This window comes from Lysinibacillus sp. CD3-6 (genome assembly GCF_006351725.2).
Lineage (GTDB): Bacteria > Bacillota > Bacilli > Bacillales_A > Planococcaceae > Lysinibacillus.
Genome location: NZ_CP085880.1, coordinates 4,171,036 through 4,196,173 on the forward strand (window position 1 = coordinate 4,171,036; position 25,138 = coordinate 4,196,173).

The following is a 25,138-nucleotide window of genomic DNA, read 5'->3' on the forward strand; positions in this document are numbered from 1 at the left end:
TCACCTCACATTTTATTAATGTTAGTCTATTAAAAAGCCCAGCTACCCTTACGGAAAATTGGCTCCACAGTACCATCTGGTAAAATACCGTCAATATCCATTTCGCCACTACCAATCATAAAGTCCTCATGTGTAACAGAAATGTTCGCACCTAACGCTTCAAGTTGACCATTTTCTAAATCTCTTCCACCTTCTAAACAAGTTGGATAAGCTTCACCGATAGCTAAATGGTTTGAAGCATTTTCATCAAATAATGTATTGAAATATAATATTTCTGATGCCGAGATTGGGGACTCATGTGGAACAAGTGCTACCTCACCTAAATAACAAGAACCTTCATCCACTGCAATTAACTCTTGTAAAAGATCTTGCCCAACTTGTGCTTGTGCATCAATAATTTTTCCTTCTTCAAATGTAAGCTTAAAGCCATCGATAATATTGCCTTGGTATACTAATGGCTTTGTATTACTAACATAGCCATTTACACCTTGCTTCATTGGCAACGTATATACTTCTTCCGTCGGCATATTGGCGATAAAAATGGTATCATCAGGTGTTTTACTACCACCTGTAAGCCATTTATGCTGAGGTGCTAATGCGATCGTTAAATCAGTACCTGGTGCAGTATAATGAAGTTTTGCATACTTTTTATTGTTCAATAATGCAGCGCGCGATTCTAAATTTGCAACATGTGTACGCCAGTTTTCAACCGCATTCCCCTCACCAATATGCACCGTTTTAAAGATGGCTTCCCAAAGTGCTGGTACTTGTTTTTCAACTTCTAAATTCGGGAATACTTTTTCTGCCCACTTTTGAGAAGGTACGGCTACGATAGACCATGCGATTAAATCCTTCATGACAGCATTACGGTAGTTTTTCAATGCAGCGCCTGATACCTTTTGATGTGTTGCTAAACGGTCGGCTGGAATACCAGTTAATTTGTCAGGATCTGCAGCATCTATCCATAACAATGCCCCTTTGCGTTCGATTAGCTCATCACGCATTTTAACAACCCATTCTGGGAAACGATTAAATTCCTCGTCAGACGCATGCTCGAAATAAGCACGGTCCATTTCATCATCTGAAAAATTAACATGAACACGACCAGCTCCAGCTTTGTAGGCTTCCTTCACCACTAGACGAGCAAAGTCTAAAGCTTCCACCGATGTATTCACTAATAAGTATTGCCCTTGTTGAATATTGACACCAACCTTAACTGCTAGCTCTGCATATGCTTGTAATTTTTCTTCAAACGTCATATTATTTCCCTCGCTTTTGCCCAATTGTTTTTGAATTTCCTTCTACGAGCTCGCCATCATGCCATACTTTCTGCACGGGTTTGCCTGGAATTTCACGTGTCCACTTTTTATAAGTTTTTTCATCATGGTATGAAAGCAATGTTAGTACTTCACCATCTGCCCCTGCACGACCTGTACGACCAGAGCGATGCAAATACTGTTCAATTGTACGTGGAACATCTACATGAATAACATGTGTTAAACCAGCAATATCTAAACCACGGGCCGCAATATCTGTGGCAATTAAAACACGCGCATCTCCTTTACGGAATGCGTCTAACGCTTTTTTACGTTCTTCCTTTTTCATGTCAGAATGTAATGTCACAATTGGTGCTGAACGATATTGTAGCTTCGTTTCTTTCATTAACAATTGATCGATATTATTGACGAAAGCAAGGGCACGTAAGCCTTCTGTATGTGATAGTCTACGTAGGAAGTCTGTTTTATCACGTTCTTCTACTTTCAAGAACGAATGCACAACTTTACCGAACTTTACCATATCTTCAGGTTTAATTTTAAAGCGCAATGGCTCAAACATCATACGGCTTGCGACTAATTCAATTTCCTCAGTAATTGTGGCAGAAACAACAACTACTTGGCGACCGAATGCTGCCCCTTCGATAAATGATTTCACCACGACGCGATACTCGCGGCTTAATAGCTGATCACATTCGTCTAAAATAACTGTTTCAATTTCTTTTAATTTTAATTTACCTGAACGCACTAGCTCATTTAAGCGACCTGGCGTACCAACTACAATTGTTGGCTTTTTCTTTAACTTCTCAATTTGTCGTGCAGAGTTTGCACCACCAATAAGCTGTTGTACTGTAATATCAGTTCCCGCTATCCATTCACGAATGACCTCAACGATTTGCATTGCTAATTCCTGAGATGGCGCAACAATCAATCCTTGTGTTTGCTTTTTCGATCCATTTACTTTATTAAGTAAAGGCAACACATAGGCCAATGTTTTCCCTGAGCCTGTTGGTGATTCTGCTACAATATCTTTGCCTTCAAGCATTGCTGGAATCATTTCTTCTTGAATTTTCATCGGTTCTTCAAAGTTCCATTTTGCTTGTAATTCTTCTTTTAATAAATTTATTACTGACATGTTAATTCCCACCTTATTATCCTGCTTGACATTAGTTTAACACACTAGCTGTGTACAAGCATTTTCCTTCTTTATATTGTGCGATACTCTTTTATTTTTAGACATGGATTAAAAAAGCTCACCTATTACAACAGGTGAGCCAAATGTTACTCCACTAATTCATAGCCACACGCTAAAATAGCGCATTCAGCTAAGACGATTAATGAGTCTATATATTTGTCACTTAATTTTAAATCTCGATTGACGATTGACAACTCTGTGCAGCCTAGCACAATACGATCACAATCCAGGGCTAGCATCGCTTCTTCGATAGGCAGCCAATCTTCCTGTGTGACATCCTTACCAGCCTTCACATAATCGTAAATAATCGCCATTACTTTTTCCTTCATTTGATCATCGGGAATTACGGGTGTTATGCCAAACTCCTCTAATGCATCTTGATACATACGTGACGTTAATGTTCCCGTTGTGGCTAAAATACCAACACGCTTTGCCCCTAAATCATTTGCACGCTTCGCCGTTTCACGAATCATGTGTAACACAGGGATTGGAGAGCCTTGTGCTAATTCATCATAAAAGGTATGTGCCGTATTGCACGGAATGGCAATTAAATTTGCTCCAACAGAGGCTAGCTTTTTTGCATCCTCAATTAAAACTGGAACAGGGTTTTCTTTTGTTTTATCTAATATAAAAGCCGTCCGATCAGGAATATTTGTATCATTATCAATAATCGTATGTACATGCTCCTGATCTTTTGTTGCTTTCGTACGTCTTACAATCATTTCGCCGATAAACATTGTTGCAAGTGGACCGACGCCACCAATTATACCTAAAGTTTGTTTTTTCATGAGTTAGACAGACCTTTGTTGTTAAAATATTTCTTATATTTGCGATAGAAGCTTAAATTATCAAGTGTTACATTCAACCAACGCTTCGCATTCATATCTTTATAATTAAAGATAGAATCCGTTGCTAACCCTTGTCGAATCAGACTTTTAGCTTCAATTACAAGTTGTTCATTTAATACGTATTTAAATAGTACTCCATTTGGCACGATCGTCCAAAGGTGCTTGTTTTGCACATATGTTAGCTGCTGTTTACTTCCACGAATAAAATCATCCGCTACATACTGCATTAAATTATAGCCGCTTGCTGTCACATAATAATTCGATAGTTCATTATGTAATTCCATACTTAATAATTTATACAGCCCATCTCGTTCATCATATTTCATATCGAATGTAGCAAAGCCTTGAAATGGCAACGCCTCAAGAAACGTTTTAACACAATCCATTAGTTCCTTGTTGTAAGTCGTCATAATGGCAACATAGCGTCCAATACCATCAGGTGAATGTTCTTCTAAAATTGGGTTTCCTACTGATAGTAGCTTGACCTTGTGATCTTGTCCAACATAAGCATTTACAACACGCATATTGGCATCTTCACCTGGAATATATTGCTGAACCATTAAATCATCCCGATAGGCAGATTCCTTATATATCGCGTGAAAAATAGCATCTTTTTCATCCTCATTATGTGCAGTATAAACCTTTTTCTTACCTGGGAAAATACAACTTGCGTACTTCGTCATATTCATAGGCTTGATGACAATAGGATATTCAAATGGCATCGTCAATTGCTCATAATCATTTACCGTACAAACATGCATTGCAGGATAATGGAAGCCATATGCTGCACAAAGCTGATACATGCTTTCACGTGTTAGTAATTGATTGGCAAGTGATTCATCGACATAAGGGATTACATAAAAACTCGATAATTCCTCTTTATGCTTTACAATTTTTTTTACATAAAACTCATCACAAGCTAAAAGCAATAATTTTTTATCTGTAAACTCTTCTGCGATTGCTTTTAAAGCAACAACAAAGCGCTCTTCAATGTGCAATCTTGGTACTTCACGAAAAGTTAATAAATCACTTTGTTGAATTTTTTCCATATTCGTATGATTTAATGCAAGTGGTTTGACGCCATAGGACTCGTAAAATGCTCGCGCCATGCCGTAAGCATTCATTTCATCGCCCAATAAAACTGGTAAAAAAGCGTGCTCAATGGCCATTCTACTCAACTCACTTTAGTTTTTTTATTAGTGTAACATATTTTACTACAGTCAAAACTGCGTTCCAATAGCATTCCTTTCTATAGGAAACATGCGCCATTCCTTATTTATGAACTGCTACTGCTTGCATATTTAGCTCCTTATAGCTCTTGAAAAATTCGTCAACATTATAGGATACATTGCCCTGTAATGGGTCCATAACGACAACTTGCTGATCTGAATAACCAGTTAATACGACGGCATGTAAGTTGATGTAGGCTTCACGTTTTTCCGTTTCACCTTCATAAATCCATCCTTTATTTGCAGATGTTTTAGGTGTCGATAAATCAAGGGTAACCCATACAACTACAGGTACTCCCTCCTCTACAAGCTCTAAAATCTCACTCTGAGATGCACCGCTCATATCCGTTACACGTAAATTTGCCTGCTTATCTGCTATAGCAGCTTCCGCAGCTTTGACAATGGGTGCTGCAAAAACATACATACCATTTGCCTTATCACGTGGATTACCAGCATATGCAAGCGCTGGGTTCGGTCCGTAGCGTTGATTAGCTGATATATATATATTTTGCTTAGGCAAATAGTTATCTGCCATTTCAAGCTTTGAAATATTCATGCCGTAATAATTTAAAACAGCTGTTAGTGCCGTAATCTCACAACCTTGTGGAAGCTCTGGTTTTTGCATGATTACAGGAACAGCAAGCTCCTGCTCTGCTCTTGAGGAATGCGTCGGCAGTCGATAATAAGGCTTCGTCACATCATACGTAAATTTTTCAATTGTCGTATAGCCGTTATCACCATTGCTATTTAGCGTTGTTGCCGTAATCGTATATTCCCTACCCTCTACAAGGTTTGAAAAAGTAGCCTCTCCTTCTTCAGAGCCTACCGCTTCTTCAATTTTCTTACCTGTTTCCGTATCTGTCATTGTTATATAGAGACTCGGAATTGGTGCACCACTATTAAATTCTACCGTTAAAACAGTTAATTGATTCTTTGATCGACTCTGCTGTGTTAATTGATTACAACCAGAAAGTAGCATGATAATCATAATACTCACTATTAAAAGTCGTTTATAATCACTCCACAAGACAAATTCCGCTCCTATCTCATTCGAAGAAATATATAATCTTCTATTCTATTTTTACAATTTGTCGTAGCTTTATTATACGCTAATTTAATAGGTGTTCATATTTTATCCTGCTACTTTTCAATGGATTGACAAAATCCTATACTTTTAAGATTTTGCTATTTGTGGTCGAAGCGTATGCTTTAACACCTTTCCTGATGCATTGCGTGGTAACTGTTCTAAAAATTCTATTTCGTAAGGCACTTTATATTTTGCAAGCTGCGAACGACAATAGGCTAATATGGATGCTTCATCTATCAGTTGCCCATCTTTTAAGACGACAAATGCCTTTGGTACTTCACCATACACTTCATGTGGTAAGCCAACAACAGCTGCCTCTAAAATGGCTGGCAACTGATATAACACTTCTTCAATCTCAATCGGATAAATATTTTCCCCACCGCGAATAATCATATCCTTTTTACGATCGACGATATATAAGTAACCTTCTTCATCAAAGCGTCCTAAATCACCTGAATAGAGCCAACCATCCTGAATTGCACGAGCGGTCTCTTCATCATTGCGTAAATAACCTTTCATGACTTGTGGCCCTCTAACGCAAATTTCACCAACTTCGCCCGCTGGTACAGCTTCCCCATAGCTATCTACAACACGCACTTCTGTCTGTGCTAACGGCTTTCCGACTGAACCAATTTTGATTAATGCATCTGCATCTAAAAGAGAGGTTGCAGCAGGTGAATTTTCTGTTTGACCATATAGATTTTGAACTTTTACATTCGGCAATGCTTCTTTAACTTGCCTCACAAGCTCATATGGCATCGGTGCTGCACCATAACATAATAAACGTAAATTCATAAAGGAATGATCCTTAAATTCAGGGGTATTTAATATCATCGTATACATGGAAGGTACTCCAAAGAAAATAGTAGCCTCTGTTTTTATCAGCTGTTGTAACGTATTTTTCGGTGAAAAGCTTTCCTCTATAATGACCGCGCCGCCTTTATAGAACATTGGCATCGCAAATACATGGAGGCCTGCACAATGAAACAAAGGCGTACAAATAAACATGCTGTCTTCGTTCGTCATATTCATCGATGCTGACCAAATATCCGCTGTCGAAGCAATATTTTGATGCGTCAGCATTACCCCTTTTGGCTTCCCAGTTGTACCAGACGTATACATAACAACAGATGTATCATTCGCTTGTAATTGTAGTATCTTCCTTTGCCCTTTATAGTTTTGGATAACCTCTTTCATATCTTTCAATCCGATTACATGTTGAAATGAATACGGAACATCCGCTAGTACTTCTTCTATTCTCTCATCATAAATGAGTCCTTTTGCTTGTGAATGATTGACGATAAAGTCAACCTCTCGTGCTGCAAGCTTTGTATTGATAGGCATCACAACATAACCCGCTAGCTGGATACCGATGTAAGCAATTAAAAACAAATCGGAATTAAGTGTATATAGCGCAATGACATCATTTTTCTCATAGCCTTGCTCTTGTAAATAGGCTGCAAACGTTTCTGCATACTGATTAAACTCGCCATAAGTTACCTTTTTACCTTCATAAATCGTTGCAATCGCATCCGTCTGCTCTGTAGCGTACTTTTGTAAAATATCCGTCATAAATACCGTCATCTTATACCCCCTCATTTTTAGTCCTTACGTACACCTCGGCTTTTGATTTTTCGAGCGTATCAAACGCTTTAAAGCTAATTAAAAGCTTTAAAATACAATTCTACTAACTTTTTTCAGAAAATTTAGATTACACAAACTATTTTATCAAGCAACTTATTTGTTAGCAATTTTCCCACACATTCAAAATATGTAAGTTGTGTCACAAAATATTCTTATACATATTACTTTTCTATCAAATTCTGTTAGGTGTATGATACTTGTAAAATATTTTGAAAAAGAAAGGCGTGATTATTATGCTGTATGCACTTTTAGGAGATTTACATTCTAATATTGATGATACAAAATCAGTATTAGCTCATATACAACAAACAGCGAAAGATGCTGAAATAATAGGATTAGGCGACTTATATGAATGTAAAGTAAGTAAGAAAAAAGCAAAAACAATATCAGGATTGCCTTTGCAAAAAGCTGCGATTATCGATGATGATTTTGAAAAACTGCTGACATTCCCGTCTATTCGAGGCAATCAAGAAGAACGCATTACACACGTTACAGGAATTGAGCGCTTTATAACTTTGCCTGAAACAATGGATATTGAAGGGGCAATGCTAATTCATGGACACCAATTCCAATGGAGTGTTTCCTGGCAGCCGAAGTTTCCTTCGATTGATAAGCAGCTTCTTTTTTTCGGACATAGTCATGAATCAGGAATATATCGTCAAAATAAAAAGTTGCCGATCCGTATTCATTTTGGAGAACCAATTGAGTTGCAAGCAAAGCAATATCGCATCAATGTTGGCTCAGTAGTTGATCATCGTGAATGGTGTCTATATGATAGTGACAAACGAACTGTCACATTTATGTGTGCATCGTCTTTCGAAGCTAAAGATGCAGTCGGCATTTAAATGACCGATACTTAGAGAATAATAGAAGTCCCTCAAACACGGATAACTTCTCAAACAGCGGGAAACTACAACTAATAAGGCTCGGACATTGATGTCTGCCAAGGTGTTGCAAGTTATTAGTACCACCCTTTTTTAGTGCAAGTTGATTGCCGTTCCAGACGCTCCCTTTCCGCAGGTACGGCTCCAACTAATTTTTGCAGCAAATCGCCACAAAAATGAATTTTCCGCTCTTGCTGTTCCTGTAGAAATGTCACGCCTTCCACTCCAATCTGCTAGCACCACCTACTTACATAATTTCGCAACGACCTTTCACACAGTAAAATTAATCCTCTAGGACAACCATGCAAAAAATAGAGAACTTCAATTCTTTCTCCATAAAAAAAGCCATTTACTTTAGCCGACAGTGGCGACTCTATTAGGACGAGTAGCTTGAGCTAAATGCCCGCTGGAACGAGTCCATAAGAAGCCATTTAATTCTATTATCAGCAAAATAAAACGCTAAAATTGCGAACAATTTTAGCGTTTTATTTTTAACAATCACAATCTTGTAGCGCATCAAGTAATTTTTGCATTTCTTCAAGTTGACAACATAATGTTTGCATCATACATTGAAGAATTGGAATTAACTCTTGGCATATGCAGAATCTTTGAACGTTTTGCACTAATCGTACACCAGCTTGATGATGAATAATCATATCTTGAAGATAATTTATATTAATACTATTAGAGGTTGGTGGTGAGCATAATGCTTGGAACATCGTTTCAGCAATTTCTTTAAATGTACACATATATTCATATAATTCATATTCTGTATTTTGTACGATACAGCATCTATTTTGTATTGCTTCTAGACTTTCGACGATTTCAGTATGAGTTTGGATAACTTCTAATGCAAAATTTTGAACAGGTATATTCGTTGTATATTGCAACACATTTTCTGACATTCTAATTGCCGCTATTTGATGGGGAATAATCTGTTTAATGAAATTTTCAGATATGCTACATGTTATTGTTACATAAGTCATACCTTGCATCATCTTATTGATTATTCTTTTGTTTTCCTCTAAATATGCCTGAGTTACATTACTAAGTGGAATTGGTTTCGACATTAGACACACTCCTTTCAGAGTAATGTATGCCAGGTAGGTTGTTGTGCGATAGACATTTGTACCAACAGACACCAAGATAATGAAACAGAGAAAGCTAGATGTTTTTATATGTAAGTAAACAATTTTGACAAATGCACTTCTTAGGTTCGTTAGAGACTGCCCCTATTATATCTTCAGGAAATTTTTCGTTCATACACCAGCATGCATCCTGGCCTTCTGCTACACCACATTGATTGTCTTTCCCACATAAAGGGCAACTTTTTTCTTCATATTGCATTACATGACACTCCTTTCTACGATGGTTGTAATGTACAACAAAAGGAGCACGAAATACAGACTATATTTCGCACTCCTTCCACTATTACATATTACGCATTGATTGATTATTTTGCGCTCTCACTTCTTCACTATCTGTATCACTATATTTGCCAGTACCATACCCACCCGTTTTAGCTAGTAGCTCTTTCACTTCATTATAGGATAGACCTGCTTCTGCATTTTTCTGTTTTACATCATTAATATTCGTACCAGACGCCGTAAGTTGCTCTTCATCCCTATTTTGCAAGCAAATTCATTCCTTTCTATAATTCATCAGGCTTCTTTTCAATCAATTCATCGCCTTCTCTTTTCACCTTTTTATTGAGCTCTTCAACGGGAATGGGATCAACCGTTTGCATATCTTCATGCAAGTCAAAAATACTGATTGTATCTGAATCAACCATGTCGGGTTTATCTTTACTTTCTAAGTTCATAAATTTTCTTTTCTCAGGTGGCACATTTTCTTTATTCATGTTGTCAAACTCCTTTATCGTTAATGTGTGTAAAAGTGTATAGATTATGTGTACTTCTTTATTGTTTATCCACCTTATAGTATTTTAAAACATGCATAACGTGAACTTTCCATGTTTTCTAGATTTAAAAATCATCAAAAAAATTGACTACTACAGAAAGTTGAATAAAGACTAAATTCATTGTTCGTGTAGATTGCAAGGCTATTAGAGTAAACAGAAAATAGGGGATAATTGCTCTTTTACATCTAGCTTGAGATTGCGTTAGGCAATTTTAAAATTCATTAGGATAAATCCAATGTAAATGGCATATCGAGATTACGTTAAAATACTATTAGATCAGTATATTTAGTCATTTTTTTATTTAAAAGTTCGTTTATTTTATAATCAAGTTTACTTTTATCGGCGTTACTTAATAAAGGAGAGATCGTTAGGCTTTCAACGCCTTTGAAAAGACTATTGTTATTTTCCATATTTATTAACAAATCATACTCTTGATAAAATATATTCTTTTTAAAAGCGTATAAGTTCAATGAGTATGCTTGTATATTTGTCCCATATTTAAACGTTAAGTATTCTAATATACTTTCTTGTTCAATTTCAGATTCCGTTATAATAGCGATTGAGACAGTTTGTATCTTTTTTATTCTAAGCTGACTTATTGAAAGAAAGTAGTACAGCGCAAATATATCAATTTCTTTAATTTCAGGGAGAAAATTATATTGCTTAAATAACTTTAAAGCTGCTTCTTTCACTAGAAAATAAAAAGGATGATCTTTACAAATATTTATGTAACCACTTAACTCATTTAACCTATTATTAGTTCCTAAACGTAAATCAATATAGTAGAGTTCAGTATACCTACTTAACCCTTCAACGAGTCTTATATCAGAAGAGAAATCAAAATAAAAATTTTCGGATATATACTCTAAAAAATCGAAAATCATACTATAACGCAAATTACTTTCTTTTAAAGAATAAATTTCACCTATAGTGAGCTTTCTCTCGCGTATTAAATAGTTATATAAATTCGTTGCATAATAAATAAACTCACATTGTTTAGTGTTTTTATCCATATAATTAGGAAAAAATGATTGTAGCTTTTTTGTTATGTTTATATAAAGAGAATTTTCTTCAGTAGGGAAACTTTCATATTGTATATACTTTGAAAGTCGACTTCTAATATGCAAAATTTCCATGGAAATGGACAATTTTCGTAGACCTTGTGGTGTCAAATTAAAACTATTTATAATACAAATTTCATCAATTTTCTTCACAAAGAGTTCCTTGTTAAAAAATCTTATTTCCGATAAAGAACGAGATAAGTAAAAATCATAAAATTGTTGCATTAAATTCCGAATATTTTTTTCATCACCTTGTACCATTAGCACTGGAGTAGTAACTAATTTTAATTTATGTTCTTGTAGCCATTCTTTTATAACTTTAAATTTACGGTACACTGTAGATTTGCTCATATTGAGGAGTTGTGTAATTTCACTTACAGAATATACATTTTTTTCGAAGATTATTGTTATTATTTTTAAAAATACATTATCTTTATATAGTAACTTCAATGCATCATCAATTAGTGAAGGAGAAACAATATCCAAATGGACTTCCCCAGATTTTATAAAAAAACTTGTGTTACTTAATGTTTCCATTAAAAAATGAAGTTCTTTTTCTATAGTGGATCGTCCAACTTGTAAATGTTCTGCCAACTCATCGATCTTCGCTTGTCCGCTTTTACAATAAAGATAAATCAGTATTTTTTCTGGGCGATCTAAAAATCTTTCCATAATCTATCAGCTCCTTTTTATTTTATCTAAATACTAAAGTTTCTTAAAAAACATAAAAACAAAGCCATTATCGACTTTGTCTTTATGTAAAGGATATTAAAAATAGTTTATTACAATATTAAAAGAAGGTTAAATCAGTATTTGATACTGCTCTTCTCGTAAATATTTCCGATTAGTCAGCGACTGATACTGTTGTTGTGCCAACAACCGTTTCTTTTGTATCGACACCTGTTGTAGTTGCAACGGCACATACTCCCACCGCTGAGCCAGCAACTGATGTTGGTGGCTCAGTGAAGGATTCCGTAGTTGGACCAACAACTGATTTTGTTGCTTCAATAATTGGTTTTGTTACGTCAATAAGTGATTTTGCTGTAGCAACAAGTAGTTTTGTTGTAACAGCAATTGATTGTGTTGATTTGGTTGCTGATACTGTTGTTTTGTCAGCAACTGGTTCGCTCCATACAGAGAAGATTTCCTTTTGATCAGTAATTGATTAAATGACATCAAATGAGCTACCACCTCTGTCTTCCCTTTCATTAAAAAATAGCTAGTTCCTTAACTTTGCTTCCTGCAAAAAATATTATTTGTTTAGATGAGTTAGTAACTCGTTCTGTAGCGTTAGTAACTCATCCTTTTCAGCTATTAACTCTTTTTGTTGAGCCAGTAAGTCGTCTTGTTCAGCTTGTAACTCGTTCCGTTGATCTAGTAATTCGTTCTGTTCAGCTTGTAACTCGTTCCGTTGATCTAGTAATTCGTTCTGTTCAGCTTGTAATTCATCCTGTTTTGCTAGTAATTCGTTCTGTTCGGCTTGTAATTCATCCTGTTTAGCTAGTAATTCATTCTGTTCGGCTTGTAACAAATACTGTTCAGCCACTACCTCGATCTGCTCTGTCAGTAACTTGTTCTCCTCAGCTTGTAACTTGTTCTCTTCAGCCAATAACTTGTTCTCCTCGGCTTGTATTTTGTTCTCTTCACTCACTGTCTCCATAAAATGTTACCGTATAGTAATCTAAAGTAGGGACAGCAGTAATACCATTACTATTGTGAATTGTAATTTTACCGCCTGATTTTAACTTTTTATGAATATCTACTCCTTAATCAGCGTCTGTTAAATCATAGATGTAATATGTTCCCTCTTTATCTACTGTAGGCTCATTCGGTAATGTATTTGTATAAAATTCATTATCGTCAGCTGTATTGACTAAACGCAGCGTTCTGCCACACCATTGACCAGTCACCTTTTCACCGTCTATTCTCATTAAAATGTGAAGGTCTGTTTTCACTTCAAATGTCCGCTGTTGATTATGCTTAGTGGCTTCCGCGTTAATTGGAGTTACTATTGCTGGTGTTACTAATGCAGCAGCAGCAGCAAAAATTGTAGTTTTTTAAATTTATTTCTTTTTTTCTTCATTCTATTACTAGACCCCTTCCTTAAATTTTTCTGCAGTTATTTTTTCATTTCTGCAATTATCTGAACTATATATTATTTTAATAGCACGGAAGAATCTTATTTTTTCCCCCTATATCTTTTTTTTGAGAAAATTAAAAAGGCAAAATTACTACTTATTTATTAAAATTAAATATTATTTTTATTTAAAGTTTTTAAATAATATTTACATCATATAATTTTGACTATATTTAAAATCATATTTCTCTTTTTAATTTTTTATTTTTGATAAAAAATTGGCCTTTTAATGCGGAAGTAGGATGAGCCGCCCAAAATAAAAAAACGAAAACTGGACAGTTTAAGTCCAGTTTTCGTTTTTGCTATTTATATGTTAAACTTCACTGCCATTTATGTTAGGTTTCTCTTAGTTCTTCATTTGAATGACAAAAGCGCATTCTTCCTCTCTATAATTCATCTGGCTGCATTTCAATCAATTCATCGCCTTCTCGTTTCACCCTTTTATTGAGCTCTTCAATTGGAATAATATCGACTGTTTGCATATCTTCATGCAAATCAAAAATACTAATGGTATCCGAATCAACCATATCAGGCTTGTCTTTGCTTGATAAGTTCATAAACATTCTTTTCTCAGGTGGCACATTTTCTTTATCCATGTTGTCACACTCCTTTATAGTAATGTGTGTAAACATACTAAGATTATGTGTCCTTCGTTTTATCAACCCGATGATACTCGGAAACTTGGATAACTCGAACATTTCTTGTGTGTAATTCATGATATATTCCTCTGCTATCTGTAAAAGCAATATATTGATCGCGTTCACTTTTAACCAATTGCTGTGCTTTTTCTTGTGATTCAATATGAATAAATCGTCTAACATAATGAATCTCATCAAAGAAATAGGTTATTTTAAATTCCTTCATTCTCCAACACTCCTCCATTAATGCACTTATCATATCCAATAGCTGTTTTTGTCATTCTCTGTTATATAAGAAACATTTTAAAGGCCCACAAAAGTATAAGATTGAAAACGCGAGCAATACTAAAACGTATCGGAAAACGTTTAAACGGAGGTATTCAATTGAACGCAGCAAATAATGCATTATCCATTTTTGCCCTAGGCGGTATTAACGAAATCGGAAAAAATATGTATGTTGTACAGTACGGAAATGATTTACTTATAGTCGATTGTGGCGCAAAGTTTCCAGATGAAAGCCTACTCGGCATTGATTTGATTATTCCTGATATCACATACTTACAGGAGAACAAAGAAAAAATTAAAGGTTTGATTGTCACTCATGGGCATGAAGATCATATAGGTGGTATTCCGTACCTTTTAAAGAAAATTAATGTGCCCATCTACGCTACCCGATTTACATTAGGGCTAATTGAGTTAAAACTAAAAGAGCATAAGCTACTAAGAGAGACTGACTTGATAGAGATTCGCTCTGACTCCTCGCTACATTTCGGACAGATAGATGTTAGTTTCTTCAGAACGAATCATAGTATTCCTGACTGTTTAGGTATTGTTTTCAAAACACCTGAAGGCAATGTTGTGCATACTGGGGACTTCAAGTTTGATTTAACACCAGTAAATAATCAGTTTGCTGACATCCACAAGATGGCAGCTATCGGATCTGAAGGTGTATTGTTATTAATTTCTGAAAGTACAAATGCTGAACGTCCAGGATTAACACCATCAGAAAAGCTTGTAGGGCATCATATTGAAGAGGCTTTTCTTCATGCTGAGCGTAAAATAATCATTTCTACGTTTGCGTCCAATGTGAATCGAATTCAACAAATTGTAGACGCCACTATTGCAACGAATCGGAAAATAGCATTGTTAGGTCGTAGTATGGTCAATGTATTAGATGTTGCATTAGAGCGCGGATATTTAACGATGCCCGATGATTTGTTACTTGATGCCCGTGAAGTGAAGTATCTCCCACCAGAGGAAGTAGTTGTGTTATGTACAGGGAGTCAAGGAGAGCCATTAGCCGCACTTTCTCGTTTAGCTAGTGGCAATCATCGTGAAGTAAAAATTTTGCCAGACGATACTGTTATTTTAGCTGCCTCTCCAATACCAGGTAATGAAAAAGGTGTTTCGCGAATTGTCGATAATTTATTTCAGCTTGGGGCCAAAGTCATTTATGGTTCATCCAGTAACACTGGCATGCACGTTTCTGGACATGGTTATCAAGAGGATTTAAAGCTTATGCTGACACTTATGAAACCAACGTTTTTTATACCTATCCATGGAGAATTCCGCATGCTCCATCAGCACCGTTTGTTAGCAGAATCTGTCGGTGTCAAAAGAGGACATACCTTTATTATGAAAAATGGGGATGTTGTTGATATCGAAAAATCGAAAGCTAGGCAAACACGAAAAGTCCCATCTGGTGATACGTATGTTGATGGTATTGGTATTGGTGAAGTTGAAGGCATTGTATTACGTGATCGTAAACAACTATCGGAGGATGGTATGCTCGTCATCGTGTTAACACTTAGCAAGACAGATGGATCAATTATTTTAGAACCTGATACTACATCACGAGGATTTGTTTATGCAAAAGAGTCAGAGGAACTTCTTCATAAAGTGAATGATCTTGTAAAAGTTACAATTAACGAGTTACAAGAGGTAAATAAACAACAACTATTTGTTTTAAGACGCGAAATTAAAAAAGCCGTTGGTCAATATTTGTTTGCGCAAACGAAACGAAAACCGATGATTTTACCTATTATAATTGAAATTTAACTGCATATCGTTTATGTTAGCAAGTCGGTGTTGCGGTATTCCTTTTAACACCGACTTATTTTTTAATGTCATCTCAAGTCTTTCTTTTACAATTTTTATTTTGGAACTGAAATAGCTCTCCAGTAAAGATTTTGTGTAGTGCCAAATGATATAACGTTTGAAGTTGGTCAAACCCGTCCTTTAGTTGGTTAGCATGTTGTTCAGTTTGCTTTGAAATGTTTTGAAAATGCATTGGTAGCTCCTCGACAACAGCAAGCAATGATTTTTTATTTTTCAATAAAAGCTGACTTGTTTTAAGCAGCTTTACAATATGTTCTTGGATTTCTAAAGATGGTACATCTAATTTTATATGATGCAATTGTCTCCAATCTGTTTTTGGCTCATACCATTGGAGGAAATAATATAAATACTCACTTAATAGAATGGATGCATTCGGTATAATCGCAACTACATCATTCGTAATATATACTTCTTGTTCACAATGAAATATATATTTTTTAGCACTACCCAAGTCATTTCGGGCAAGAATAATTGTTTTTGCTGGCACCTTCGTACACGTAAAAAGCATATTATCTACTGCATTCCAATTAGTTAATTTACGAACATCACCGTCAAGCGCTAACCCTTTTAAAGTTTCTGCAGTAATAAGAGGTTGACCTATTTTTGAGCACTCTGAAATATTTGGTGTTGTTAAATTAGCAACAATAAGAGCTACTTCATCAAGTCTATAACGCTCCAACAAGTTTAAATCCTCCATTCTTAAAAAGCTTTCAAATTCCCACACAACCAATCAAAAAATGCATGGGAAGACGGTCCAAAAAATTAGAAATTCTATTGCATAACATTTTAATAATGATTATTGTACCATTTTAATGTAACATTATCTACATTATATAACTTTAATGGTATATGCATAATCATTGTTTTTCACTAGCTTTTTACATAGAGGTGAGTGATATGTCAGACTTTTTAAAGCTAGTAGGTGAACAACTCCGTATCATTAGAGTTTCCAAAGGGCTTAGTCAAGAAGAAGTAGCAGAGAGAACGGGGAAGTTAGGTTTTAGTAAAGGTCGCATTTCCAATATTGAGCACGGGCAATCCAATATTACGTTAAGTACTTTAGAGTTGCTTATGAAAGCGTTAGATATTGCACCAGAGGAACTTTTTAATTTCCAAAGATTATCGGGTGTTACTGATATTGAAGAGAAAAATCTTATGCTCGACATTCATCGCTCATTATTAAGAGAGCGCAATTTAGACGAAGTAAAATATGTAGTACGCATCACAAGAGATTTTTTAAATACAATTGATGCTCAATCAAAGAAAAACAGCTCCAATGTTGATTAACATTGGAGCTGTTCGACTGTAAACAGGACTTGTCTGCACCTTTCACAGAGTGTTAGTAGATATTTGTTAGGGACGGTCGCTTTCCGCGAGAGTCTACGTGGATTTTTCCTTTGTTAGTTTCAAATGCAAAGCATAGAAATTGTATGTGTGACTGGCACACCGCATAGCCCCGCGGCATAAGAGTGGCTCCTAAAGCGGAAAAATTCCCGTTGCTTCAATCAACTTGATAAGCATTTTGAAAGCTGTAAGGCCATCTTCACATTGCTCTTTTCATTGGCCTGCAACGCAAATCAACTTTGCAGTCAACTGTTTCTCTTTTACCCTATTCGCCTTCCATACCGAACTTCTGACGATAGCCGCATTTTTTGCATAGCTCTTCAACCGCTTCTCGTCGTGAAAAGCCATCGACTAAATTATTGGCACGCTCGCCTTCTACAATTTCACTAAAGGACTGCTCATGTACATTCCCTAAATTAATAACACCTTCTCCATCAAGACAACATGGCACAACTGTACCATCTACAAGAATGGCAGCTTGGCTGCGTAATGCGTGACAAAAGCCTTTGCCTTCATCCTCTGGCGCAAGTAAACTTGGCCATCTAAATTCATGATCTTGGTTTAAATACACATTGTTCGCAATTTTTACGCCCTTACCTGGCTGAACTTTCTCCTCAATGCGAAAATCAAGATGATATTCATTTTCTAAAATCTCTAATGTTTCACGGTTTCTTCTAGCAGCAAGATCTGAAACATGATCCTGCTGTAAATTCCACAGGCGATACGAAATAATTGTGTTAAATTCTTTTGCTTCGCGCACAAAATCTAAAATATCCCCTAAATATTTTTCTCGATTTTCAGAGCCCTCATGACCATCAAAGCTATGTAACGAAAAATTAATTTGGCGTAGTGCAGGCTTGCCCAATAGCTTTTCACGATTCTTTTTTATAAGTGTACCATTCGTTGTAATATTCACCTTAAAGCCTTTGTCATGCGCCGCATCTAGTAGCTGATTAATACGAGGATGTAAAAGTGGTTCGCCTTTCACATGCAAGTAAATGTATTTAGTATGAGGACGTATTTCATCAAGAATTTTGTTAAACTGTTCTACCTTGATAAGCCCTTTTGCGCGCTCAGTTGGCGGGCAGAAACTACAAGCTAAATTACATACACTTGTTATTTCTATATATACCTTTTTAAATGTTTTCAACGTTTATTCACCGTTCCAGTTCCATAGATATTCATATAATCTTATTCATTTTAACAAATTTTCGTTATGTCTTGCAGAAATTCATTTTGAATAACTACAGCTTTCCATAATATCTTTAATATTTCCTTTTAAGTATAAGGCTACACGTACAAGTAAACATCTAAGAAATTAATACTTTAATAATAATACTTAAAAGAAAGGAGTGAAAACTATGACAGGTTTTTATAATCCCCGCAAAAATTCTCATAATCCTAATGAACCTGAAAGAAATCATTCTAATAATCAAGCGAAAAATGACATTACCATAAATATTACCTTTAATATTGGCAACACAGAAAACCGTTTTGAACAAAGAGCTGAAGGTGGTGGGCAAATCAATAAGGAGGTTGGCACAAATGCTAACCAAGGTGGGCAAAATGCGCTGAACCATAGCCAAACAAGAAATCTTAAATCGCAATTTGCGGATGGCAATGGCAGAAGTGGTATCGCAGGAAATAATAACGATGAAGCTGGTGGACAGCAGGGGCAAAAAGTTCGTGATAGTTTAGTAATCGATAGTGATATACATTCAACTTCAACTCAACACCTAGATGTTGAAGATGAGCTACAAGGCACAGTTGAAGATGAACCCACTGAAAACAATTAATAAAATTACCTCAATAAAAAAAGTAAAACTTCTATCTATAGGAATTTTCATCCTACCTGATAGAAGTTTTGCTTTAGACCGAGCGCTTATAATTTTTTGTACCATCATACGAATAGAGCATCGGTTTTCCCTCAACAAATGTCTCTAAATGCACAGGACGCCCCCATAATTGATAAATATAAGGCAATACATTTTCTAAATAATGAGGATCTAGCTCCATCCCTTCAAAACCATGCACTAAATATAACTCTCCATTTCGGAGATAATCGCCATTTTTCACAACGATATATGGGAACCCTCCATTGACGCGCATCGATACAAGCTGATCACGAACCATTTCATGATCTTTGTCTGTAATACGATATTCATTGCCCTTTTTCTGGAACAAATATAGATCCTCTTGCTTTGCTAAATCCTTTGTTAAATAGTTGCGAATAAAGGAAATATCCGATTCAATTTCTCGCACCTCAAACATCTTTTCACGTCCGCTATTTGGTAGTACTCCACGTTTTAGCATTTCTTCACTTGGATTATTATAGCGTTTTTCAATATCCTCAAATATTTTCAAGCCTAAATAATAAGGGTTGATCGATGTTTTGGATGGCTGCACAACACCAGCGTTTAACTTAGCGTATTCAATCGTCTCCACTGTCGTTAAATTCAGCTCACGCATAATTCGTTGATGCCAAAAGGATGCCCAGCCTTCATTCATTATTTTCGTTTCTAATTGAGGCCAAAAATATAGCATTTCCTCACGCATCATTGTTAAAATATCCCGCTGCCATCCCTCTAGTTCACGACTATGCTCCTCAATAAATAGCAATAAATCTTTTTCAGGTTTCATTGGAAACGGCTTGATTTTTCTACGTACCGACCGCTGTTCTTTTTCCTTATTATCTAAACTCCAAAGATCATCATACGGAGATTTGGTAGCAATAATTTCTTCGTCCTGTTCTTCCTCTTCAGAAGCCAGCTTTGTTCTTAATAAAGAAGGATCGATATGTTCTTGTATAGCTAATATCGCATCTAAAAACTGTTCGACCTCTTCCTTACCATATTCCCTTTCATAGCCAGCAATCCGTTCTGCTGTTGCCGTCATACTCTCTACCATATCTCGCCTTGTATTCGAGAATCGTACATTGTTTTTAAAGAAGTCACAGTGTGCTAACACATGCGCAATAATTAGCTTATTTTGTGTAAGTGTATTCGTATCGAGTAAAAATGCATAGCACGGATTTGAGTTAATCACAAGCTCATATATTTGACTTAGCCCTAAGTCATATTGCAGCTTCATCTTATGAAATTGCTTTCCAAAGCTCCAGTGGGAAAAACGCGTAGGCATACCATATGCGCCAAATGTATAAATAATATCTGCAGGACATATTTCATAACGCATTGGGAAAAAATCTAAACCAAACCCTGTTGCAATTTCTGTTATTTCATCAATCGCACGGTGAAGCTCCTTCTCCATTTTTCAACCTCCTCCTCTGGAAAAATGAATGCTTCGCACCTTCCTAATATTAATTTTCATTTTGCAACTCATGTTTTTGGAAAAAGCTCTTTAAGGCATCATAGACATCGCCTTTTTTCTTTAAAATATGATACCTAAACTTTGGATCATCAATTTTTTTATACGTATACATTAATGTTGAAAAACGATTATGTTGATTGACTTCGCCATATCCAAACATGCTTGAGACGTCCATCAATTCATTAACAAGCTTTAAACATTTTTCATTATCCATTGAAATGTTTTCACCATCTGAAAAATGCACTGGATAAATATTGTAACGACTAGGATTATACTTCTCACGAATCAACTCTAACGCTTTAATATAAGCTGAAGAACAAATCGTTCCGCCACTTTCCCCTTTTGTGAAAAACTCTTCCTCTGTCACTACTTTTGCCTCTGTGTGATGTGCTATAAATTCAATTTCAACTGTTTCATATTTCGACCGTAAAAATCTCGTCATCCAAAAGAAGAAGCTTCTAGCGCAATATTTTTCAAAGGCACCCATTGAACCACTCGTATCCATCATTGCAAGGACTACAGCCTTTGATTCAGGCTTCTCCACTTCATCCCATGTTTTAAAACGTAAATCATCATTATGAATTGGTGTAATTTGTGCTTTCCCTTCCATGGCATTGCGTTTCAGCGCATTCAATATTGTACGCTTCTTATCCACATTCCCCATAAGCCCTTTTTTCCTTATATCATTAAATTCAATTTTTTCGGTTTTAATATCTGCTTTTTCTTTTTGCTGTAAATTAGGAAGCTCCAGCTCTTTAAATAACACACTTTGAATTTCTTCCATACTTACTTCTGCTTCATAATAATCTTGACCAGGCTTGTCACCAGCTTCTTTCCCATTTCCATTGCCTGGCTGTTTACTACCGTCACGCGCAACAACATCACCTACACTACTATCACCTTGTCCTTGACCGACATGCTTAGAATTATCGTAGTTGTATCGAATTTTATATTCATCGAGGGAGCGTATCGGTATTTTAATTACCTCACGACCATTGGACATGACAATACTTTCCTCACTGACTAAATCGGGTAAATTATTTTTAATCGCATCTTTAACCTTTTCCATATGACGTTGCTGGTCTTGGTGCCCTTTACGATGGAGGGACCAATTTTCCTGAGAGATGACAAAACCCTTATTTTCGTTTTCAGTCATTTTTATCCTCACCCATCTATCAAATTCGCTTTTTCTATACTATGCTAGTAATCCGCTTTATTGAACTTTTTTAGAGAAATAAAAGGAGTGCCCTTAAATTGGGACACTCCTATTACGTCTATCAATTACGCTAGTGCATAATTGTGGCTGCCACTAAAATGAAAACTATCGATTCAGTAAGCTTCCTACATATTGTAATAATTCATTTGCTGACGTTGTATTATAGCCATGTTCATCGACAAGTCTTGCCACAACTTCATTAATCTTTTTCAACTGTGACTCATCAGGCATTTTTGAAGAAGTCGTAATTTTTACAACATCTTTTAAATCAGCAAATAATTTCTTCTGAATCGCTTCTCGTAATCTATCATGAGAATTATAGTCAAACCGCTTACCATTTCTCGCGTAAGCCGAAATACGAATTAATATCTCCTCACGGAATGCCTTTTTCGCATTTTCAGAAATCCCAATTTGTTCTTCAATGGAGCGCATTAATTTTTCATCTGGATTCATTTCTTCACCAGTCAAGCGGTCAAAAATTTTATTCTTATTACAAAATGCCTCTACATTATCGAGGTAATTATTCATTAACGTTTTTGCAGATTCCTCATACGAATAAACAAACGCTTTTTGCACTTCATTTTTAGCAATATCATCATACTCTCTTCTTGCTACAGCTATATAGTTCATATATTTTTCACGATCTTCCTGCGATATCGAAGCATGCTGATCAAGACCATCCTTCAGTGCTCGCAAAACATCCAACGCATTAATCGATGGAATTTCTTTTCGAATAATAGCTGAAGAAATACGATTAATAATATACCGTGGATCAATACCGTTCATGCCTTCATTCGGAAACTCTTTTTTAAGCTCCTCTAAGTCAACGGAATTAAATCCCTCCACATTTTCTCCGTCGTACAAGCGCATTTTTTTTATAAGATCCACACCTTGTTTTTTCGGAACTTCCAGTCTTGTTAGGACCGAAAAGATTGCTGCGGCCTTCAATGCATGCGGCGCAATATGCACATGGGACATATCACTTTCATTAATCATCTTTTCATAAATCAGTTCTTCTTGGCTCACTTTTAAATTGTAAGGTATTGGCATTACAATAATACGCGAGTGTAATGCTTCATTCTTTTTATTTGAAATAAAGGAACGATATTCTGTTTCATTCGTATGCGCTACGATTAGCTCATCCGCGCTAATCAACGCAAACCTTCCTGCCTTAAAATTCCCTTCCTGTGTCAGTGATAATAAATTCCATAAAAACTTTTCATCTAGTTTCAGCATTTCTTGGAATTCCATCATCCCTCGGTTTGCCTTGTTTAATTCTCCATCAAAGCGATAAGCACGAGGGTCTGACTCTGAGCCAAATACACCAATTGTTGAGAAATCAATGCTACCTGTCAAATCCGCAATATCTTGAGATTTTGGATCTGAAGGTGTAAAGGTTCCTATGCCCACACGTCTGTCTTCTGAAAAAGTGATACGCTCAATGATGACATTTTCAATACGTCCATCGTATTCTTTTTCAAGACGCATCGTATTTAAAGGCGATAAGCTGCCCTCAATTCTTATTCCATACTCTTTAAAAAAGTCGTTCCGTAAATGATGTGGAATTAAATGCAGGGGATCCTCATGCATTGGACATCCTTTAATTGCATAAACTGCTCCCTCTTCCGTACGCGAGAACTGTTCAAGTCCACGCTTTAACAAAGTCACTATCGTTGATTTTCCTCCACTTACTGGCCCCATTAATAACAAAATACGTTTTCTAACATCTAATCTTCTCGCTGCTGGATGGAAATATTCCTCCACCAGTCTTTCAATTGCTGACTCAAGCCCAAAAATTTCTTGCCCGAAAAATTGATACATTTTTTGCCCATCGCGTTCCTCTACACCAGCGCTTTTAATCATATTGTAGACGCGAGAATGGGCTGTTTGAGCAACTTCAGGTCTTTCCTTCAGAATGCTTAGATAATCTGCAAATGTACCTTCCCACTTCAGTCGATTTTCTTCTTCGCGATAGCTCTTCACTTTATCTAAAATGTTGATAGCCTTCCCTCCATTCAGGGCTTGATTTATAACATAGTATGAAGTTAAAGACATTATGATACCCATTACTTTTTCTTTGATTAAGTTTCTTCTTATTGTTTCTTTTTTTCTTGCTACAAAAAAGCCAATTACTGTATTGACAGCGGACTTATGAAATATAAAATTTCGGTTATTCTAATCTGTAGAAAGGAGGTTCAATTTTGAGTCGTCATTTTATTTTCCTTCTGACATGTACGCTAGTGTGGAGTTATTTCTTCCCAACAGTTACTTTGGCAAATGAAGGACCTAGTAATGAAGAAATATTACAACAACGTATGTCTTATTATGTACAATACGATGAATTACTGATTCCATGGCACTTTTTAGCAGCAATCGACCAATATGAGCGCAATCTCCAATCTGTTCGGAAAGACATCCCTAAGCGAGATGGCTACATTGCCATTCAATTTTCTGATGAATATTGGTCAGGCGCATTAAATCCTGTCAAGGAAGATACGATACCCGAAACAATCAGTTACTTCGGTGGGATGGGACTTGATGGCAATAATGATGGAATCGCCAGTCCTAAAGATGATGTAGATGTTATTTACTCCATGGCAAGCTATTTAAGTAAATTTGGTTCTACCGACGAGGACTTCAAATTGGCATTATGGGAATACTACAAAAGCGAAGAAGCGGTTAATCAAATTGTAACAATTTCTACTTTGTATAAACATTTCAAAACAACTGAGCTAGATGCACATACGTTCCCAATTCCAACTCGCTACAATTACAGCTTTAGAGGTACTTGGGGCGATAACAGAGGCTGGGGCGGTAGGCGTATCCATGAAGGTACAGATATATTTGCTAGCTATGGTACACCTATACTTTCCACTTCCTATGGTGTAGTCGAAATCAAAGGTTGGAACCAATTTGGTGGATGGCGAATTGGGATTCGTGATAATCATAATTCTTATCATTATTATGCCCATCTTGGCAGCTATAATAAGGACATTAAGGTTGGGGATGTTGTAGAGCCAGGTACAATACTCGGTTATGTCGGTAGCTCTGGCTATGGGAAAGAAGGAACTTCAGGGAAATTCCCACCACATCTTCATTATGGAATATACAAATTTAATGGCCGTACAGAATGGGCATTTGATCCATACCCATCCCTTTTACAATGGGAACGTCAAGCCAAAAAGAATAAGCAATAATGCATTTACAAAGTACAA

At 36.1% G+C, this 25,138-nt stretch carries 26 protein-coding genes; 6 read left to right on the forward strand and 20 right to left on the reverse strand.

Annotation, left to right across the window (positions count from 1 at the left end; translation table 11 throughout):
- Positions 1 to 29: 29 nt before the first annotated feature.
- The 6 genes from FH508_RS20750 to FH508_RS20775 form a co-directional block, all read right to left on the reverse strand.
- Positions 30 to 1,259, reverse strand: a complete 1,230-nt coding sequence (locus FH508_RS20750; RefSeq protein WP_173479594.1) for an aminopeptidase — start codon at positions 1,257 to 1,259, stop codon at positions 30 to 32.
- 1 nt (position 1,260) lies between these two features.
- Positions 1,261 to 2,409 carry a DEAD/DEAH box helicase gene (locus FH508_RS20755; RefSeq protein ID WP_139860131.1) on the reverse strand — a complete coding sequence of 383 codons (1,149 nt, stop codon included), beginning with the start codon at positions 2,407 to 2,409 and terminating at the stop codon, positions 1,261 to 1,263.
- A 146-nt stretch (positions 2,410 to 2,555) separates the two neighbouring features.
- On the reverse strand, positions 2,556 to 3,257 hold the full coding sequence (locus FH508_RS20760) for a cysteate racemase (RefSeq protein ID WP_139860129.1): 702 nt from the start codon (positions 3,255 to 3,257) through the stop codon (positions 2,556 to 2,558).
- Positions 3,254 to 4,486 (reverse strand): carboxylate--amine ligase, encoded by a 1,233-nt coding sequence (locus FH508_RS20765; protein ID WP_173479595.1) that lies wholly within the window; start codon positions 4,484 to 4,486, stop codon positions 3,254 to 3,256. Before FH508_RS20765 ends, FH508_RS20760 begins: the two co-directional genes overlap by 4 nt.
- Positions 4,487 to 4,589: 103 nt before the next feature.
- A complete protein-coding gene (locus tag FH508_RS20770; RefSeq protein ID WP_228134169.1) occupies positions 4,590 to 5,573 on the reverse strand; it encodes a C39 family peptidase in 984 nt (327 codons plus the stop codon).
- A 147-nt stretch (positions 5,574 to 5,720) separates the two neighbouring features.
- On the reverse strand, positions 5,721 to 7,217 hold the full coding sequence (locus FH508_RS20775) for a class I adenylate-forming enzyme family protein (protein WP_173479596.1): 1,497 nt from the start codon (positions 7,215 to 7,217) through the stop codon (positions 5,721 to 5,723).
- A 293-nt stretch (positions 7,218 to 7,510) separates the two neighbouring features.
- On the opposite strand from FH508_RS20775, the gene FH508_RS20780 reads away from it, so the two are divergent.
- Entirely contained in the window at positions 7,511 to 8,122 is a 612-nt protein-coding gene (locus FH508_RS20780; RefSeq protein ID WP_173479664.1) for a metallophosphoesterase family protein, read from the forward strand.
- Between the two features lie 530 nt (positions 8,123 to 8,652).
- On the opposite strand, the gene FH508_RS20785 is transcribed toward FH508_RS20780, so the two are convergent.
- The 5 genes from FH508_RS20785 to FH508_RS20805 form a co-directional block, all read right to left on the reverse strand.
- Positions 8,653 to 9,231 (reverse strand): DUF305 domain-containing protein, encoded by a 579-nt coding sequence (locus tag FH508_RS20785; RefSeq protein WP_173479598.1) that lies wholly within the window; start codon positions 9,229 to 9,231, stop codon positions 8,653 to 8,655.
- Positions 9,232 to 9,325: 94 nt separating this feature from the next.
- Positions 9,326 to 9,508, reverse strand: coding sequence for a cysteine-rich CWC family protein (locus FH508_RS20790; protein ID WP_173479599.1), 183 nt, complete (start codon positions 9,506 to 9,508; stop codon positions 9,326 to 9,328).
- A gap of 84 nt (positions 9,509 to 9,592) precedes the next feature.
- Positions 9,593 to 9,796 (reverse strand): gamma-type small acid-soluble spore protein, encoded by a 204-nt coding sequence (locus FH508_RS20795; protein ID WP_173479600.1) that lies wholly within the window; start codon positions 9,794 to 9,796, stop codon positions 9,593 to 9,595.
- A gap of 16 nt (positions 9,797 to 9,812) precedes the next feature.
- On the reverse strand, positions 9,813 to 10,022 hold the full coding sequence (locus FH508_RS20800; RefSeq protein WP_173479601.1) for a hypothetical protein: 210 nt from the start codon (positions 10,020 to 10,022) through the stop codon (positions 9,813 to 9,815).
- A gap of 320 nt (positions 10,023 to 10,342) precedes the next feature.
- On the reverse strand, positions 10,343 to 11,815 hold the full coding sequence (locus FH508_RS20805) for a helix-turn-helix domain-containing protein (protein WP_173479602.1): 1,473 nt from the start codon (positions 11,813 to 11,815) through the stop codon (positions 10,343 to 10,345).
- Positions 11,816 to 12,012: 197 nt separating this feature from the next.
- Between FH508_RS20805 and FH508_RS20810 the strand changes: the two genes are divergently transcribed.
- Complete coding sequence (locus tag FH508_RS20810; RefSeq protein ID WP_173479603.1) at positions 12,013 to 12,297, forward strand: hypothetical protein; 285 nt, start codon at positions 12,013 to 12,015, stop codon at positions 12,295 to 12,297.
- Between the two features lie 98 nt (positions 12,298 to 12,395).
- Here FH508_RS20810 and FH508_RS20815 read toward each other — a convergent pair whose 3' ends face one another.
- From FH508_RS20815 to FH508_RS20830, 4 genes are all read right to left on the reverse strand, one after another.
- A complete protein-coding gene (locus tag FH508_RS20815) occupies positions 12,396 to 12,752 on the reverse strand; it encodes a hypothetical protein (RefSeq protein ID WP_173479604.1) in 357 nt (118 codons plus the stop codon).
- Between the two features lie 157 nt (positions 12,753 to 12,909).
- Positions 12,910 to 13,098, reverse strand: coding sequence for a hypothetical protein (locus tag FH508_RS20820; protein WP_139860650.1), 189 nt, complete (start codon positions 13,096 to 13,098; stop codon positions 12,910 to 12,912).
- A 568-nt stretch (positions 13,099 to 13,666) separates the two neighbouring features.
- A complete protein-coding gene (locus FH508_RS20825; RefSeq protein ID WP_139860652.1) occupies positions 13,667 to 13,876 on the reverse strand; it encodes a hypothetical protein in 210 nt (69 codons plus the stop codon).
- 43 nt (positions 13,877 to 13,919) lie between these two features.
- A complete protein-coding gene (locus FH508_RS20830) occupies positions 13,920 to 14,144 on the reverse strand; it encodes a hypothetical protein (protein ID WP_139860655.1) in 225 nt (74 codons plus the stop codon).
- A 158-nt stretch (positions 14,145 to 14,302) separates the two neighbouring features.
- Here FH508_RS20830 and FH508_RS20835 point away from each other — a divergent pair, with 158 nt between their 5' ends.
- On the forward strand, positions 14,303 to 15,976 hold the full coding sequence (locus tag FH508_RS20835; protein WP_173479605.1) for a ribonuclease J: 1,674 nt from the start codon (positions 14,303 to 14,305) through the stop codon (positions 15,974 to 15,976).
- Positions 15,977 to 16,049: 73 nt separating this feature from the next.
- Here the strand turns inward: FH508_RS20835 and FH508_RS20840 are convergent, their stop codons facing one another.
- Positions 16,050 to 16,718 carry a restriction endonuclease subunit S gene (locus FH508_RS20840; protein ID WP_173479606.1) on the reverse strand — a complete coding sequence of 223 codons (669 nt, stop codon included), beginning with the start codon at positions 16,716 to 16,718 and terminating at the stop codon, positions 16,050 to 16,052.
- A 215-nt stretch (positions 16,719 to 16,933) separates the two neighbouring features.
- Here FH508_RS20840 and FH508_RS20845 point away from each other — a divergent pair, with 215 nt between their 5' ends.
- Positions 16,934 to 17,323: a helix-turn-helix domain-containing protein gene (locus FH508_RS20845; RefSeq protein ID WP_173479607.1), complete on the forward strand. Its 390-nt coding sequence runs from the start codon at positions 16,934 to 16,936 to the stop codon at positions 17,321 to 17,323.
- A gap of 322 nt (positions 17,324 to 17,645) precedes the next feature.
- Here FH508_RS20845 and FH508_RS20850 read toward each other — a convergent pair whose 3' ends face one another.
- Positions 17,646 to 18,530 carry a radical SAM/SPASM domain-containing protein gene (locus FH508_RS20850; protein WP_173479608.1) on the reverse strand — a complete coding sequence of 295 codons (885 nt, stop codon included), beginning with the start codon at positions 18,528 to 18,530 and terminating at the stop codon, positions 17,646 to 17,648.
- 211 nt (positions 18,531 to 18,741) lie between these two features.
- Here FH508_RS20850 and FH508_RS20855 point away from each other — a divergent pair, with 211 nt between their 5' ends.
- Positions 18,742 to 19,176 (forward strand): hypothetical protein, encoded by a 435-nt coding sequence (locus tag FH508_RS20855; RefSeq protein ID WP_173479609.1) that lies wholly within the window; start codon positions 18,742 to 18,744, stop codon positions 19,174 to 19,176.
- Between the two features lie 73 nt (positions 19,177 to 19,249).
- On the opposite strand, the gene FH508_RS20860 is transcribed toward FH508_RS20855, so the two are convergent.
- The 3 genes from FH508_RS20860 to FH508_RS20870 all read right to left on the reverse strand — a co-directional run bounded on the left by FH508_RS20860 (position 19,250) and on the right by FH508_RS20870 (position 23,924).
- On the reverse strand, positions 19,250 to 20,647 hold the full coding sequence (locus FH508_RS20860) for a SpoVR family protein (protein WP_173479610.1): 1,398 nt from the start codon (positions 20,645 to 20,647) through the stop codon (positions 19,250 to 19,252).
- 49 nt (positions 20,648 to 20,696) lie between these two features.
- A complete protein-coding gene (gene yhbH, locus FH508_RS20865) occupies positions 20,697 to 21,863 on the reverse strand; it encodes a sporulation protein YhbH (RefSeq protein ID WP_173479611.1) in 1,167 nt (388 codons plus the stop codon).
- Between the two features lie 165 nt (positions 21,864 to 22,028).
- On the reverse strand, positions 22,029 to 23,924 hold the full coding sequence (locus FH508_RS20870; RefSeq protein ID WP_173479665.1) for a PrkA family serine protein kinase: 1,896 nt from the start codon (positions 23,922 to 23,924) through the stop codon (positions 22,029 to 22,031).
- Positions 23,925 to 24,124: 200 nt separating this feature from the next.
- Here FH508_RS20870 and FH508_RS20875 point away from each other — a divergent pair, with 200 nt between their 5' ends.
- The gene (locus FH508_RS20875; RefSeq protein ID WP_173479612.1) at positions 24,125 to 25,120 is read left to right on the forward strand and encodes a M23 family metallopeptidase; all 996 of its coding nucleotides are present in this window, start codon (positions 24,125 to 24,127) and stop codon (positions 25,118 to 25,120) included.
- Positions 25,121 to 25,138: the final 18 nt, after the last annotated feature.

Coding starts and splice junctions, on each gene's coding strand:
- FH508_RS20830 (WP_139860655.1), bottom strand. CDS start 14,144: ATGAAGGAATTTAAAATAACCTATTTCTTTGATGAGATTCATTATGTT.
- FH508_RS20775 (WP_173479596.1), bottom strand. CDS start 7,217: ATGACGGTATTTATGACGGATATTTTACAAAAGTACGCTACAGAGCAG.
- FH508_RS20755 (WP_139860131.1), bottom strand. CDS start 2,409: ATGTCAGTAATAAATTTATTAAAAGAAGAATTACAAGCAAAATGGAAC.
- FH508_RS20860 (WP_173479610.1), bottom strand. CDS start 20,647: ATGGAGAAGGAGCTTCACCGTGCGATTGATGAAATAACAGAAATTGCA.
- FH508_RS20800 (WP_173479601.1), bottom strand. CDS start 10,022: ATGAATAAAGAAAATGTGCCACCTGAGAAAAGAAAATTTATGAACTTA.
- FH508_RS20760 (WP_139860129.1), bottom strand. CDS start 3,257: ATGAAAAAACAAACTTTAGGTATAATTGGTGGCGTCGGTCCACTTGCA.
- FH508_RS20805 (WP_173479602.1), bottom strand. CDS start 11,815: ATGGAAAGATTTTTAGATCGCCCAGAAAAAATACTGATTTATCTTTAT.
- FH508_RS20750 (WP_173479594.1), bottom strand. CDS start 1,259: ATGACGTTTGAAGAAAAATTACAAGCATATGCAGAGCTAGCAGTTAAG.
- FH508_RS20855 (WP_173479609.1), top strand. CDS start 18,742: ATGACAGGTTTTTATAATCCCCGCAAAAATTCTCATAATCCTAATGAA.
- FH508_RS20785 (WP_173479598.1), bottom strand. CDS start 9,231: ATGTCGAAACCAATTCCACTTAGTAATGTAACTCAGGCATATTTAGAG.
- yhbH (WP_173479611.1), bottom strand. CDS start 21,863: ATGACTGAAAACGAAAATAAGGGTTTTGTCATCTCTCAGGAAAATTGG.
- FH508_RS20780 (WP_173479664.1), top strand. CDS start 7,511: ATGCTGTATGCACTTTTAGGAGATTTACATTCTAATATTGATGATACA.
- FH508_RS20825 (WP_139860652.1), bottom strand. CDS start 13,876: ATGGATAAAGAAAATGTGCCACCTGAGAAAAGAATGTTTATGAACTTA.
- FH508_RS20790 (WP_173479599.1), bottom strand. CDS start 9,508: ATGCAATATGAAGAAAAAAGTTGCCCTTTATGTGGGAAAGACAATCAA.
- FH508_RS20845 (WP_173479607.1), top strand. CDS start 16,934: ATGTCAGACTTTTTAAAGCTAGTAGGTGAACAACTCCGTATCATTAGA.
- FH508_RS20765 (WP_173479595.1), bottom strand. CDS start 4,486: ATGGCCATTGAGCACGCTTTTTTACCAGTTTTATTGGGCGATGAAATG.